The organism is Parabacteroides goldsteinii (assembly GCF_020091425.1).
GTDB classification, from domain to species: Bacteria; Bacteroidota; Bacteroidia; order Bacteroidales; family Tannerellaceae; genus Parabacteroides; species Parabacteroides goldsteinii.
Genome location: NZ_CP081906.1, coordinates 1,238,939 through 1,252,985, shown reverse-complemented (window position 1 = coordinate 1,252,985; position 14,047 = coordinate 1,238,939). Strand labels below are relative to the sequence as shown.

The 14,047-nt window shown below is 44.8% G+C and carries 18 protein-coding genes; 10 read left to right on the top strand and 8 right to left on the bottom strand.

What is annotated here, in order from left to right:
- Window positions 1–55 precede the first annotated feature (55 nt).
- A complete protein-coding gene (locus K6V26_RS06175) occupies window positions 56–865 on the top strand; it encodes an AraC family transcriptional regulator (RefSeq protein WP_129699088.1) in 810 nt (269 codons plus the stop codon).
- A gap of 74 nt (window positions 866–939) precedes the next feature.
- A complete protein-coding gene (locus K6V26_RS06170) occupies window positions 940–1,347 on the top strand; it encodes a pyridoxamine 5'-phosphate oxidase family protein (protein ID WP_224264851.1) in 408 nt (135 codons plus the stop codon).
- Window positions 1,348–1,454: 107 nt separating this feature from the next.
- Here the strand turns inward: K6V26_RS06170 and K6V26_RS06165 are convergent, their stop codons facing one another.
- Together K6V26_RS06165 and K6V26_RS06160 are read right to left on the bottom strand one after the other, a co-directional pair.
- Complete coding sequence (locus tag K6V26_RS06165; RefSeq protein WP_224264850.1) at window positions 1,455–2,144, bottom strand: CDGSH iron-sulfur domain-containing protein; 690 nt, start codon at window positions 2,142–2,144, stop codon at window positions 1,455–1,457.
- 92 nt (window positions 2,145–2,236) lie between these two features.
- Window positions 2,237–4,798, bottom strand: coding sequence for a hypothetical protein (locus tag K6V26_RS06160; protein ID WP_224264849.1), 2,562 nt, complete (start codon window positions 4,796–4,798; stop codon window positions 2,237–2,239).
- An 816-nt stretch (window positions 4,799–5,614) separates the two neighbouring features.
- Here K6V26_RS06160 and K6V26_RS06155 point away from each other — a divergent pair.
- The gene (locus tag K6V26_RS06155) at window positions 5,615–5,866 is read left to right on the top strand and encodes a hypothetical protein (protein ID WP_224264848.1); all 252 of its coding nucleotides are present in this window, start codon (window positions 5,615–5,617) and stop codon (window positions 5,864–5,866) included.
- 19 nt (window positions 5,867–5,885) lie between these two features.
- Here K6V26_RS06155 and K6V26_RS06150 read toward each other — a convergent pair whose 3' ends face one another.
- Window positions 5,886–6,359, bottom strand: a complete 474-nt coding sequence (locus K6V26_RS06150; RefSeq protein ID WP_007653114.1) for an Lrp/AsnC family transcriptional regulator — start codon at window positions 6,357–6,359, stop codon at window positions 5,886–5,888.
- Window positions 6,360–6,533: 174 nt separating this feature from the next.
- Here K6V26_RS06150 and K6V26_RS06145 point away from each other — a divergent pair, with 174 nt between their 5' ends.
- Entirely contained in the window at window positions 6,534–7,451 is a 918-nt protein-coding gene (locus K6V26_RS06145; RefSeq protein ID WP_224264847.1) for a DMT family transporter, read from the top strand.
- A gap of 21 nt (window positions 7,452–7,472) precedes the next feature.
- Here K6V26_RS06145 and K6V26_RS06140 read toward each other — a convergent pair whose 3' ends face one another.
- Window positions 7,473–8,000: a DJ-1/PfpI family protein gene (locus K6V26_RS06140; protein WP_224264846.1), complete on the bottom strand. Its 528-nt coding sequence runs from the start codon at window positions 7,998–8,000 to the stop codon at window positions 7,473–7,475.
- Between the two features lie 165 nt (window positions 8,001–8,165).
- On the opposite strand from K6V26_RS06140, the gene K6V26_RS06135 reads away from it, so the two are divergent.
- Window positions 8,166–8,519: a winged helix-turn-helix transcriptional regulator gene (locus K6V26_RS06135; protein ID WP_007653108.1), complete on the top strand. Its 354-nt coding sequence runs from the start codon at window positions 8,166–8,168 to the stop codon at window positions 8,517–8,519.
- Between the two features lie 18 nt (window positions 8,520–8,537).
- Here K6V26_RS06135 and K6V26_RS06130 read toward each other — a convergent pair whose 3' ends face one another.
- The 4 genes from K6V26_RS06130 to K6V26_RS06115 all read right to left on the bottom strand — a co-directional run bounded on the left by K6V26_RS06130 (window position 8,538) and on the right by K6V26_RS06115 (window position 10,798).
- Window positions 8,538–9,473 carry a helix-turn-helix transcriptional regulator gene (locus tag K6V26_RS06130; RefSeq protein WP_007653107.1) on the bottom strand — a complete coding sequence of 312 codons (936 nt, stop codon included), beginning with the start codon at window positions 9,471–9,473 and terminating at the stop codon, window positions 8,538–8,540.
- 63 nt (window positions 9,474–9,536) lie between these two features.
- The gene (locus K6V26_RS06125) at window positions 9,537–9,965 is read right to left on the bottom strand and encodes a pyridoxamine 5'-phosphate oxidase family protein (protein WP_224264845.1); all 429 of its coding nucleotides are present in this window, start codon (window positions 9,963–9,965) and stop codon (window positions 9,537–9,539) included.
- 130 nt (window positions 9,966–10,095) lie between these two features.
- Window positions 10,096–10,461, bottom strand: coding sequence for a helix-turn-helix domain-containing protein (locus tag K6V26_RS06120; protein ID WP_007653102.1), 366 nt, complete (start codon window positions 10,459–10,461; stop codon window positions 10,096–10,098).
- Window positions 10,462–10,504: 43 nt separating this feature from the next.
- A complete protein-coding gene (locus K6V26_RS06115; protein ID WP_007653100.1) occupies window positions 10,505–10,798 on the bottom strand; it encodes a type II toxin-antitoxin system HigB family toxin in 294 nt (97 codons plus the stop codon).
- A 172-nt stretch (window positions 10,799–10,970) separates the two neighbouring features.
- On the opposite strand from K6V26_RS06115, the gene K6V26_RS06110 reads away from it, so the two are divergent.
- The 5 genes from K6V26_RS06110 to K6V26_RS06090 all read left to right on the top strand — a co-directional run bounded on the left by K6V26_RS06110 (window position 10,971) and on the right by K6V26_RS06090 (window position 14,037).
- The gene (locus K6V26_RS06110) at window positions 10,971–11,309 is read left to right on the top strand and encodes a DsrE family protein (protein WP_007653099.1); all 339 of its coding nucleotides are present in this window, start codon (window positions 10,971–10,973) and stop codon (window positions 11,307–11,309) included.
- A 57-nt stretch (window positions 11,310–11,366) separates the two neighbouring features.
- Window positions 11,367–11,783 carry a DUF3788 family protein gene (locus K6V26_RS06105; RefSeq protein ID WP_224264844.1) on the top strand — a complete coding sequence of 139 codons (417 nt, stop codon included), beginning with the start codon at window positions 11,367–11,369 and terminating at the stop codon, window positions 11,781–11,783.
- A gap of 6 nt (window positions 11,784–11,789) precedes the next feature.
- On the top strand, window positions 11,790–12,245 hold the full coding sequence (locus K6V26_RS06100) for a DUF3795 domain-containing protein (protein WP_224264843.1): 456 nt from the start codon (window positions 11,790–11,792) through the stop codon (window positions 12,243–12,245).
- Window positions 12,246–12,338: 93 nt separating this feature from the next.
- Window positions 12,339–13,199, top strand: a complete 861-nt coding sequence (locus K6V26_RS06095; protein WP_007653092.1) for a DUF3658 domain-containing protein — start codon at window positions 12,339–12,341, stop codon at window positions 13,197–13,199.
- A 49-nt stretch (window positions 13,200–13,248) separates the two neighbouring features.
- Window positions 13,249–14,037, top strand: coding sequence for an aspartate dehydrogenase domain-containing protein (locus tag K6V26_RS06090; protein WP_224264842.1), 789 nt, complete (start codon window positions 13,249–13,251; stop codon window positions 14,035–14,037).
- The last annotated feature ends 10 nt before the right edge of the window (window positions 14,038–14,047 follow it).

Below are 14,047 nucleotides of genomic sequence, written 5' to 3'. Positions count from 1 at the left end.
ACGCTGGAAAAAGGATTGAGTATCCGGCGAAACCTATAAAACCGTGTAGACCGTTATGTATCAGGAATATCCTCCATGCCAACTGCTTGCCCCCTATATTGACAAATACTGGGAGTTCAAGGGTGAAACCGAATACGATATGCACTATAAGATACTACCCGACGGCTGCACGGACTTTATCTTTTCTATCGAGGAACCGTCGCAACCCCTGAACGGAGAGATGCTGATGCAACCCTACCGTTTCTATTTTGTCGGTCCGATGCGGGTTTACTCGGAGCTGGTGACCCGCTCTACCCGCCTTCATATGATGGGTGTGCGCTTCTCTCCCTGCGGACTGGCGGCTTTTGCCCGGATGCCTTTAGGCGAGTTTACCGACACGAGAGTCAATGCATCCGAGTTGAATGTCCTTTTCGACGATCATTTTGCAGAAATGTTATGCGAAAAGGAGTCTTTGCAGGAACGCATACATATAATAGATAGACATCTTATCGCCCGTCTGCCGGGACTCCAGCCGGTAGACCCGCAGATCATCCGGGCTACCGATCTGATCGTCCGGGCAAACGGGATGCTGCCCATACAGCAATTGACGGACAAATTGTACATCGGGCAACGGCATTTCGAGCGCAAGTTCAAACACATCACCGGCTATACTCCCAAAGAGTTCAGCAGAATCACCAAGTTCCGGTATGCAACCCGCGTATTAAGACAGATGAAGGGGGAAGATATGCAGCAATTGGCTATCGACTGCGGCTATTACGATCCGTCCCATTTCATCAAGGAATTCAGGAAGTTATCGGGGAGTAACCCCTCCGCTTTCATGGCTTTGCCGATACCGGAAGACGATCCGCTTACTTACATAGAATAAAGAAAGTCGATTTTTTACAACAGGAAGCGGGAAGTTTCCTTTATGTTTGCCGAACGAAATTAATAAATCAGAACATGGAAAAAATCAAACAACAAGCGATCGATTTGCTGAATAAATGCGAAGTCTTAACCCTTGCCTCCATCGACGAACGGGGCTGTCCGCGTCCGGTCGTCCTGTCGAAGATTAAAACGGAAGGGATCGATACGATCTGGTTCTCAACGGGAACAAGCTCGGAGAAGACAAAAGATTTTATCAAAAACCCGAAAGCCGGAGTCGCTTTCTACGAAGGACACGACAGTGTTACGCTGACCGGCACAATCGAAGTGGTAAGCGATGTGGAAGAAAAGAAAGCCCTCTGGGTGGATTGGTTCTATGAACACTTTCCCAAAGGGGTGGACGATCCGGAGTATTGCATTCTGAAATTCACGGCTGAACAGGCAACGTACTGGATCGGCAATCAGTTTATCAAAGGAAAAATTTAACCGGTAGGTATCGGTCGAAAGATTGCTGCCAACGTTTTTCCGAAAAGCATGCACCCTCTTGGTAAAAAGCATGTATCCTTTTCGGAAAAACGTCGGCAGCTATTTTTTTAATCGTCCAGTTCTCCCTGGTTACGCATGTGTTTTCCGTCGCAGAACGGTTTATTCTGCGACAAACCGCAACGGCACAAAGTGACACGGTTGCGGACAGGATAAACCCGTCCGTGTTCATCTTCTATCGGGATGCCGCCTTTCACCCAGATAGGGCCGTGAACGCTGAGAGCCACGTCTTCGAGGATACTGATGCCTTCGGGCAGTTCCGGTTCGATACGTTTTCCGTCTTTCGTGACAGCTGTGAGACGTCCGCTGGGACAGTTGGCACATTGCTGTTTCACGATTTCAATCGTTTCGGCCGAGTCGCCCTCTTCCACTTGTTCCCAGGACGTACCGTGGGTATCACAGAAACGGGCCACGGCGCAAAGGCTTTCGGCGTCCAGCATATCAATCACCTTCCCTTCGTAGAGGACAGACATTTCATCGTATGTGTCATGGCTGGCGGTCGTATCTCCTTTAAAGCCGTTTTTCTTATGCGTCCCGTCGCAGAACGGTTTGTTATGCGAACCGCCACAACGGCACAGATGATATACGCCTTCCGGAGCATACTTTTGTATTTCCTTATAACCGATGGAAGCGCCTTTACGGTCGTTTACATAACGCAATTGGTTCAGGGGAATATCCCCGATCACTTCATAAGGCCCGTTGCGAAGAACCTTGATTTTCTTTTCACTATTAGCATCCATTACCTAAGTTGTTTTAATTTTATGTACTATTTAATAAACAACCGGCAAATGGGTTTGTTTAGGCATATCTCCGGAAAAACAATCCGGAAAGATCAGAAACCCAGCCCCAACTCAAACATAAAACGGAAACTGTCGGTTGAGCCGAAGCAGGAATATTTCGTCGTAATCTTATTAATCAACGTCAGCCAGATACCTCCCCCGTAGGACGTATGCCATCTTTTGGATTGCTCTCCGGGAAACCAGACACGCCCGTAATCGAAACCGGCGAAGACACCATACTTCAGCGGGGTAAACGGATTCTTCAACTTCCCCATGTCCAGCCGAATGTCCGAATACTGGTAAAAAGATTGCTTTCCGATGAAACGGTTGTCCCTGTAACCACGCAATTCGGTGGATGCTGCCTGGTAAAACTCATACTTATTATTGAAAAGCTGCTGGGTTTTCGCCATCGTAGCCCAGGTAAGGCGGTCGGTTATCTTTACATCCAGCTCCACCGATGCTTCGGCGTAAGGGAAATTACGGCTTGCATCTTTCAGGTTCATCTTCCAACCTCCGGTAAGCGTTCCTCCCAGTTTGGGGATGAAGGAACAGATCTCTTTTTCCGTATGGAAGGAAAGTCCGAGGTCGATAAACAGGTTGGTTTTGAAGATACGATGATCCTCGGGATAAAACTGATTAATGAAACGGTCGTTGGTCTCCTTGGCTTTAAACATTTCCCAGGAGGCTTGCAAGACCAACCTCTCCTTTTCGCTGAAATCCAGATGGAAGGAAGGGGATAATTTGAACTGGCGGATATGCAGGCGGTTGTAATTCTTCTTCGCATCCTTATAGCCGTCCGTATTGTTTCCGAAGCCGAAGAAATTGTAAAAGTTCCTCCGCGAGCTGATCGTTGCATCTATATTAAACGATTTCTTTCCGTCATAAGACGGAAAAATTCCCTGATAGACAAAGCCTTGTATATAGTTGTACCCGATACGGTGCTGGTAGGTAAAGGGTGAACGCTTGAAACCATACATCGTATAGGTAAAGAAGGTTCCGAGACTGAATCCCTTGTCCGAGTCGTAAATTCCCCAGGGAGTGAAAGACATCTTATGATGCTTTATCTTATTATAATCGTACTGATGAATCTCAGGGATATCCGAAAATACCTTTTTGACATGGGGCACGGTATCGAGGACTGCCTTCCCCGACTCATATTCATAAACACGTATGTGGTGACCCGGTTCCATCCGGTAGGTATTCTTTCCTTTCCCGGCAATCAGGAAAACAGGCACCTCCTTGTTTACCCTGCCACTTACTTCGAAACGGTCGTCACCCTCCAGGCCGTAGAGCCAGATCTCTTTTGTCTTTTTCCGGCTGTATTTCCGGTCGAACACCCGTTGCCCGGTCTGCTGGTCGTACATCTGTATGAACAGACTGTCCGGGTTATGGCGGTCGATCACGAAACGGTCTGAACGGTTGGTTCCCGTCAGCACCGGAGTTTGTTGCAACGAAGCAAAATAATTTTTTGCTATCACCTCCAGCTTCTCCCGCCTTTCCTTTATTATCCGGGTAATCCGTTTAATTTCTTTGTCTTCTATTCCTTTGGGAAGCCTTGAAAAAGCCTTGTCGATGATAGAGTCGGTAAGCGTCTGCCGGATAAATCGCGCCTGTCCGGTCCATACGGAAACGTCGCTTTGGGAAGTCAACGCCATATCCAAAGCAAAGCCCAACGTATTCTCTTTCCGGACACTTTTCGGGGAAGCGTCGTAATTGACGATGAAACCCAATCTCAGCACACGGAGCATTTGTTTGAACAAAACACCGTCTACCTTCGTAAAAGCGTGGTTACGGTCTATGACTATCGGGGCATAGAGGATGCTGTCTCCTTCGGAGCGGCCCAGCCAGTTCCAGTTTTCAGGTATTTTATTCCAGTCGCCTATCAGCATATCCAGCAGGCGTTCACGGATATAAAGCACCTGATCTACCTGAAAATTCTTGTTGGCCTGCAGGGTATCCAACAATTCTTCCGTCAGGAGAATATTCGGACGGGTATTGAAATCCGGTACATCAATAACACTAACCAACTTATTTTCGATAGACGTCCCGTTGGCAACCGTATCGCGGGTCGAATGTTCCGGCAGGTAAAATATCCGCGAATTGTTTGAACTCAACCCCGACGAGCGTGCCAGATAATCGGCGGAAATAAAGGTATAGGGATTGATTATCGTATAGGCATCCCCGATAAACTGATCCAGGTAAGTATTTTTAAATACCTTCTTGTTATAGACTTCCTGGAAGAATTTCGACTCGATAAATGTGGTATATCCGCCTAACGGTTTCAAAAGACAGAGTTGTTGCTGGTTGTTTTCAAGCAATAATCCTTGAAAATCGGCAGCCTGTTCAACCACCTTCACCCCTCCCCACAGCGATTGCAAGGTAACGGCGGGAACGGTAATAGGGAGAGAATAAAGTGTGCGGTAATGCTCGCCCCACAGTTTATTATACAAATCGCTTTTGCGCGTGGCAGAAGGAGGGTAAATGGATTTTCGGACAAGAGAATCACCTTCGCCCACCCGTGGTAAGACAGAGGCCGTCATATCCGCAGAAAAGACAAACAGCATAACAAGAAAGACTATATAAGAAGCAGGACTAAGCCGCATTTTCATCATCATCAGATAATTAAACAGTAATTACTTCCTACAGATAAAGACCTGTATATATAAGTAACATATCAGGCGTTTAACTTGTTTTATTCATACTGCCCGGCGACCTGTCCCAGTTTCTTTGCCATCTCTTAACAGCCTTCCTGTATTTAGCAAACTGTCAATTCACCCCATTCTTAAAGGAGCTGTACGTAGACCTAATCAGTACCTGTCTTTTTTCATGCAACTGTCCGCGACTTAACAAATAACACTTCATTCAGATAAAGCCCAATAAAGTGACATTATAAGACTAAAAAAGAATAGAACGAATCACTCAAGCAATAAGATCTCCCATACGAAGCAAATTTGTCAATCTATTTGCAATGCTTATTTACTATGCTACAGAAAATAAAAATGTTATTCAACATACGATTTTAGCACAAAACTACTTTCAGGAAGACTTGATTAAACACTTATTAACCATTATCCTATTTAAAACAAACCTCCATTTCGTTTTAAACAAGTTTTTTGTTCGTTTTAAACGAAGTTCAAATTCCTTTAAAACGAAATGAAAAAGCATTTATCGGGAAGCAGCTGTTAATTTTTGTATCCACAAGCATTCTGTAAGATAGATTTAAACCAGCGCACTCGTCACAAATAATCGAATAATAAAGTCTTTATGCTTAACAAGTAGTATATTCTATTACATTTTGTCAATTACGAATAAATACACAATAATTTGCATAACATTTATGGTCTTGAGCTATTTTTTTCCGTTCTTTGTTATACAGTTGAATATTCATCCCTAATTATAAGCTTATGAGTTTTGCCGGCCATGTTTTCGATATGATACGAAGAAATAAGGAAGATCGCGAAAAGCTCAGCCAGCTTCGCGGGAAGGGAAAAGATATGCGTACCAAATATTCTTCCCATATCCCAGACATCAGTGTCGAAGAATATGAAAAGATCAACCAACAATTGAAAGAACGTGAAAGAAACGAACAAATCTACATTTCACGAATAAAACTATTTGCTTTAGCTGCTATCATAGCCATAGTTATGCTATCATGGATTCTATTTAAACTCTTTTCTTGGTAAAAACATCAAATTATCAATGTCACTCCCCCGGCACAACCTTCAGGGCGGTCGTATGCTTGATCTCGTTCAACACGAAGGAACTCTGCATCTTTACGATGCCATTTACTTTGGTTAGCTTATTAAAGACAAACTGGTCGTATGCGGCCAGGTCTTTAACAACTACCTTTAGAAAAAAATCATAGATACCGCCGATCGAATAACATTCCATCACCTCATCAATCTCTTGTATCTCTGCTTTGAAACGTTGGATATGCTCATCGTTGTGCACCGCCAGCGAAACGTTGCAGAAGACCACCAGCGGAAGTCCTACCTTCTTATTATCCACCAGCGCAACATAATTCCTGATATACCCCTCTTCCTCCAGCCGCTTCACCCGTTCGTAAACAGGAGTTTTCGAGATATTCAGTTCCGCCGACAACTCTTTCATGTTCACTTTTGCATTATTCTGCAACGCTTGTAAAATCTTAATATCAATCTGATCCAGTAAAGCCATAGTATTTTTTCCTATTTTCGTTATCAAAGTTATTCCTAAAACATACAACGTCCTGTATTCACACCAAATATAGGAATAATTCCTTATTTTCAACAAATCATCAGAACTGATTTACTAAATACATATATTTGCAGTACGATTTTCCTGAATTATTAATAGAAATTTACCGACAACATGGCAAAAACAAATCTAACTTACTGGTATCACCTGATCGCGATCATAACGGTTATTATCTGGGGTACTACATTCGTATCGACAAAAGTACTGATCCACCACGGGCTTTCGCCGGTCGACATCCTCTTTTACCGTTTCGCGCTGGCTTATATATGTATCTGGTTTATCTCGCCGAAGGTGTTGTTTGCCCGGAGTAAGAAAGACGAGCTTATGTTCGTTGCCGCCGGACTTTGTGGGGGATCAATCTATTTTATTACTGAAAACACGGCTTTAGGCATCACGCTGGCCTCGAATGTGTCGCTGATTATCTGTACAGCTCCTATCCTGACGGCATTTCTTTCGTTGCTTTTCTATCGGCAGGAAAAGATAAAGTCAAACCTGATATATGGCTCGGTCATGGCCTTGATCGGCGTAGCGTTTGTGGTGTTCAATGGTAGTTTCCTGCTGAAAATCAATCCGCTGGGAGATATGCTTACGCTAATTGCTGCATTGATGTGGGCGTTTTACTGCCTGATACTGAAACAGATGGGGAACCGTTATCCGACATTGCTGATTACGCGGAAAGTGTTTTTCTACGGGCTTGTCACGCTGACGCCGATGTTTCTGATTCATCCGTTGAATACGGATACCACGATCCTCTTCAACCCGATCGTGGCAGCTAACCTGCTGTTTCTGGGAGTGATAGCATCGATGCTTTGCTACATCATGTGGAACACGGCGGTAAAAGAGCTGGGACCGTTCCGTACGGCAAATTATATCTATATCGTTCCGCTGGTGACGCTGATCACTTCGGCCATCGTGATTGATGAAATCATCACGGTCGTTGCCCTGATCGGTTCAGTGTTTATCCTGAGCGGGGTGTATATTGCGGAGAGAGGGTTTCGGTTCGGAAAGAAACAGAATTGTCCCCCAAATTGAGGGACAATATAAAAACTATTCTTATTTCAGTGCCTCAACCACCTTCGGCAGCATCGTCCAGATGGCATTTTCGCACTGGGCGGTGTAGAAGTTTCCGTCTATTTCAGATTTTTCGTCGGTGGCCAGTCCGGATTGGATGGCGGGTTTTGCCAGCGGATGTACGGCTACTTTCTTGCCTTTCGCAACACCTGCAATTTCAAACATCAACGCAGCTGCACAATGGCCTATCATCATCTTTCCTTTATCACCAAAAACTTTGATGACAGCCAGCATATCCTGGTTGTACTGCTTTCCGGCGTTTTCGCTGAACACAGGAACGGCATCCCCGCAACCGAACACTAAAGCGTCGAACTCGTCCTCATGCCCTTTCAGGTTGGCTACCACATCGTCCACCGTCAGCTTAATACCCGAATTAGTCTTAATCTCTGTCGTTTCGGCAACAGCAAATACCTTATAAGAAATTCCATTTTCAAAAAATGCTTCCAGATACTGGAACAAACCTGATCCGTTTACCGGATTTACTGCTAAAACTGCTACTCTTTTTGACATAATTGTAATTATTAAGTGAAACAATAGTTACCTTTTGTAAGTTTATTACCTTTGTGCAGCAAATGTAGACGTTCCGTGCGAAACAAACAAGAACGCACTCCGGGATAAGCTACTTACACAGAGGTAACTATTATTGAATTTCAGTTTGATAGAAAAAGGAAAAAAATGAAAAATTTTCACCCCACAGGAAATTGTCCGGTAAGGGACGTACTCAGCCGGCTGGGCGACAAATGGTCGATGCTTGTCCTGACTACTTTGAGCGTGAACGGCACGATGCGTTTCAGCGACATTCACAAGACCATCGACGATATTTCACAGCGGATGCTGACCGTCACGCTCCGGACTTTGGAGGCCGACGGCCTGGTGCACCGCAAAGTATACCCCGAAGTGCCGCCCCGCGTGGAATACTGCCTCACGGAACTGGGCACAACTCTGATGCCACATATCGAAGCCCTTGTAAATTGGGCAGTCGGAAACATGGACGAGATACTGACGAACCGGCAGACTGCCGGGCAGTAAATCGCCGGAAGGACGGCGTTACAGCTTGATTTTCGCAATCAACTCCCTGACGACCGTTTTGAGTTCGGGCGGCCCGATAATCTCGGAGCGGTCGGCAATGGAGAGATACCAGCGACCGAATGCTTCGAGCGAATAGGTCTGGTATTTCTGGAGGTAATACTCTCCGTCGGGTTGCTCGTCGTAAAGTCCGTAAGTGTACTTGGAGACTTCCGTATCGCGTGCGACATCGCGGTGGACACGAAGTTTCACCTCGATATCGACTTCGGAATAATAGACTTGTTCTATCAGTTCGTTCAGCGGAGGATGTGCTTCCTCAAAATCGTTTTCGGTCAAAGATAGATGGACAATCCTTCCCAGGTGGAAAGTACGGTAATCCCTCCTCAACTTGCACCAGGCGAGGACATACCAGATGCCTCTCGAGAAAAACATGCCCTGAGGCTCGACCGTCCGTTCGGTGACCTGGTGGTTATAGCCGGCACGGTAGGTCATCAGTAATTGCTTCTTATTCAACAAGCCTTTCAGAAGCGGCTGAAGGACATTTCCGGGGATGGCAGGCGGTGCGCTGTAACTCCCCGAAATCCGGATGTACTGGTCGAAATGGTGAAGGATATCTTTTTCGGCTGTTTTCAGTACTGCACGTATCTTATCCATGCCACTGCGGAACAGTCCGTAGGTATCGCCGTCGGTCTGATGGCTGACAAGTTTCTCCGCCACCAGGAAAGAGAGAGCCTCCTCGGTATTGAACATCAGGGGCGGCAACTTGAAACCGTCCACCAGCGAATACCCTACCCCGGCCTCGCCACCGACAGGGATGCCGGACTCTTCAAGCGCACGTATGTCGCGATAGACCGTCCGGAGACTTACTCCGAACTGCTCTGCAATCTCGCTTGCCGTGACAACAGGGCGGGATTGCAGCTTGACCAGGATAGCGGATATTCGTTCCAGACGGTTCATTGTACGCGCTTCTTCGATTGATTTTTTACAAAGATATCAACTTTCCGGTTATCTGTCGAACGATTAGCAAATCATCACCCGGATTGATTGGGGGACCAGGCGGATGATGCAAATGCCGTCGCCGGTAGGGCCTTCGGGGGAGTATTCGTTCATCCAGTCTTGCCAAAGTTCGCGCTTCAATTCCACGTCGGTGACAATCTCGGCCTTACCCGCAATCTGCATCTGGCCGCCTTCCAACGTAGCGTACATCACTTCGCAGCGCGGATCCTGACGGAGGTTCGCTAATTTCTGCGTGGTGGCTTCTGTCGCGAAATGGAGTTGCTGCAATGTTTGTCCAGCTAGGTTGTTCAAGGCCGAAAGACGCGGGCCTGTCTCGGCATTGCAGGTGGCGATGATGCCGTATTCAAATCCCTTGATAAACTTTTCCGCTTCTTCCACCTGCTCTTTCGTCATCCCGGAAACCTCTCCTAAATAATACAATTTTAATTCCATCTTCGTAGCTTTTTAATGTTTATACTCGAACTATGGGGCAAAGGTATGGGGCGGGGGTGACAACAGTATGTCAGGAGGGGGAGGATAATTAACTACAATACTGATTTTATTTCCACACTTATAATAAAAGCTATACCCCCAAAACAATATTAGCATCAATATTCAGCTTCCGGCTTATGTCTCTGGCAACTTTCAACGTAGGTTCGCATTTACCGGAAAGATACTCACTAACCCGGGAAGGACTCACGCTCAACAGTTCCGAGAGCTTAGTTTGAGTAAGATTCATTTCATACATACGAAGTTTAAGAACGTCCACCAGCAACGGAGTTTCCACAGGAAAATGTTCTTCTTCATAATCAGCGACTAAATCAGACAGCAAATCCAACTCAAGGTAATTCTTGTCATCCGTAGGAGTGTTATTACTTACAACTTTCAGCAATTCTTCAATTCTTGCACAGGCCGCATCGTACTGTTTTTTATCTTTTATCTTTGCCATAATTTACTTACAGTTTATACGTGTGTCTCACGAATACAAAATCCTAAATTTTGGAACAATCTATTTTATCGTATTCTTTATGTGTGCCGATAAAGCGGATGAAAACCTTCCTGGCGGCAAACAAGATTATCGCAACCAATCTATACTCATTGCCCTTAATATTGAAAACAAACCTGTCATTACCCACATAATCAACACTATTGAACGTTTGCTTTATATCTGCCAGGCATGACCAGTCACTCTTTTCCGTCTTTTTGTACCAATCTCTCAAAGGAACATCTGCGTCAGCATGCTTCTTAGAATATTCCCTCAGAGTAGCAAATGTGATTATTCTCATGATTACTTCTTTGCGACAAAGCTACCCACTATTTTCCAAATATCAAAACATTTTTCCAATATTCAGAAATAACTCTAATAAAAAACAGAGATTATCCATCAAGTAATATTTAGTTCTATTTCTTTTATATACATTTGCGAACAGGGATAAGCCTATAATAAATCATCTTACCATGAACGACAAATTAAACATTCTCTGGACAACCGACAATAAAGACACCATATTCAATATGTTAGCCATGTACACCCTCAACTCCAAAAAGAGAGGCTGGTGGCAGGAAGTGAATGTGATTCTTTGGGGAGCTTCCGTAAAGTTAGCCGCCCAGGACACACAGGTTCAAACGGAAATTCTGGAAATGCTTCAAACGGGTGTCACCGTCGAAGCCTGCCAGGACTGCTGCGAAAGGTTCGGAGTGAAACCTGTAATTGAGAAACTGGGAGTTACCGTCAGATATATGGGAGCTCCGCTAACCGAATATCTCAAAAACGGAGAAAAGGTATTGACTCTTTGATTTGCAAGATATACCTACAAAATAAACTTTATTTTTCACACTGAAATACACAACATTATGGAACTTCCTATTTTAAAAGACAAAAACATCTTCCCCACTAATGAAGTACTTGCCGACGTTCTGGAGGCTAGTTTCCCTGCATTCGAAACATTCAGCGCATCGGCCGAAGCCGCCGGTCTGACACTCGAATGGAACTATTACAACGACGGAAAGGTCTGGTTATGCAAAGTCCTGTCGAAGAAGAAAAACCTCGCGTGGCTGGTTGTTTACCAGAACTACTTCAGAACCACCTCCTACTTCACCGAAAAGCATCTGGACCGTATCGCTGACATGGAAATTACGGAAAGCATCAAAGAGGAATTCTACCGGGCGAAACCTAGTGGAAAACTCATCCCCATGAGCGTTGTCATCACCGAAAAAGAACAAGTGAAGGATGCCTTGTCAATGATACTTTTCAAGAAAGGATTAAAATAAACATATATGGAACCTAACGGAATCATAAAAAAACACATCGCCCCTTGCGGACTTCACTGCGGAGGTTGCTTTGCTTTCAACGGTGGCAACATACAGAGACACAGCACCGAACTTGCCAAAAGCCTGGGAGACTTCGATGTTTACGCCCAACGCTTCGTCACCATGCTCGACGAACCAGTCTTCGAAAACTACCAGAGTTTCAAAATGATGCTGCATTATTTCTCGGAAGCCAAATGCAACGGCTGCCGCGAACAGGCATGTGCCCTGTTCAAAAGTTGCCATGTCAGGGATTGTTTCCGTGAGAAGGGTGTCGATTTTTGTTTTCAATGTACCTCTTTCCCCTGCGAACAAACCGGGTTCGACGAACATTTGCAAAAACGTTTCATCTCCATCAACGAAAAAATACGGAAAATCGGCATCGAAAACTATTACGAGGAGATAAAAGATGTTCCTCGATATTAGTTTTACTGCTTGACAAACAAGAGAATGACCAGCAAAGCATGCCTACCGGACAACTACAATATGTAAATATTAATATATAACTTATCTGATTTCATGGACAAAACATTACATATAGCTTCAGAACCATCAGGAATAGGTACAATAAAGTTATTTTTTAAAAGATCAGGCATCAACGACAAAGTCTTAGTTTTTGAAAATACACTTAAACATGCTTCCCTTTCCCCCATTAAAGATTTAAATAATGAAGGACTGAAAAAACGATCACAATCTCTTGAAAAACTGATTGGGAAACATCATTTTCCTGATAGTCATCTGATAACTTTACAGGACTTCATAAAATATGATTTCGATAAATACGATAATATCGTTGTTTGGCATGGAAATGATGTTGATGGACGACTCTTTTTTTATATGGCTTGCTCACTAATCAAAGGTCAGTTATATGAAGCTGACACCACTGAAATAAAGGTTTTATTTCCTCATCTTGAACAAAATCCGTTTATATTGCCGCTAGCATGTTGTTCTATCGATAATATAGCTGTTTTATATGATAAGATTAAGCACATATCAGATGATCAAAAAAAAGAGTACGCTTTACTTTGGGAAAAATGGTCGCAATCGGATGCTCCAATAAGAATTATCAATAAAGAGAATGCAATCCAGGAAGTGGAAGAAGATTATTTTGACGAATCTATTCTCTCCAATTGTACTAACGAATTCCGAAATGTAGCACGAGTTATAGGAGAAACTTTATACGACAGCAACTTTCTCATAGGTGACTCATTTCTCCACATAAGAGTCATTGACTTAATCGCTCGCAAGAAGTTATCTGCACAAGAAAACGAAAAATTCACACAAGAAATAGCAACATCTAATCTGTCGGATAAAAACAAAATCGTTATAAATGGAGTAAATGTAACCGAGTTAAGGTTTTTCTCTATCAAGAAACTATAACCGGTGTCAGATATCGGATGATACTATAAAAAATGTACCTTTGTCCATCATGAAGAAATTAGTAATTGTCGGATGCGGACGGCTGGGCGGTATCGTCGCCGAAGCCGTTATCAAAGGCATTTTGCCTGAATATGATTTAGTTGGTGTCTATTCCCGTACGGTATCGAAGGCCGAAAGCATGGCCGCCCGGATGCAGGAACAGGGAAAACCTTGCCTAGCGTGTACAACCATAGCGGATTTGCTGGCGCTGAAACCCGATTACCTGGTGGAAGCTGCCTCCCCTGCCGCCATGAGGGAATTGGCTATCCCCACCCTGAAAAACGGTACTTCAATTGTAACCCTTTCTATCGGAGCGCTTGCCGACGACGACTTCTACCGCGAAGTCTCGGAAACAGCCAAGGCACACGGTACGCGCGTCTACCTGGCCTCCGGAGCAACCGGCGGTTTCGATGTGTTGCGGACGGCTTCCCTGATGGGAAACGCCACCGCGAAGTTTTTCAATGAGAAAGGCCCCAACGCCCTGAAAGGCACGCCCGTCTACGACGAGTCACTGCAAACGGAACAACGTACCGTCTTCTCCGGAAGTGCAAAAGAAGCCATCAAACTCTTCCCAACCAAGGTCAATGTCACCGTTGCCGCCTCACGGGCTTCGGTAGGCCCCGGGAACATGCAGGTCACAATGCAGTCCACCCCCGGATTTACGGGCGATACACAACGGGTAGAGATCAGGAACGACCAGGTACATGCCGTAATCGACGTCTACAGTGCGACAGCCGAGATAGCCGGTTGGTCGGTAGTGAATACGCTGCTGAACATCACCTCACCCATCGTCTTTTAAAAGGTTCATA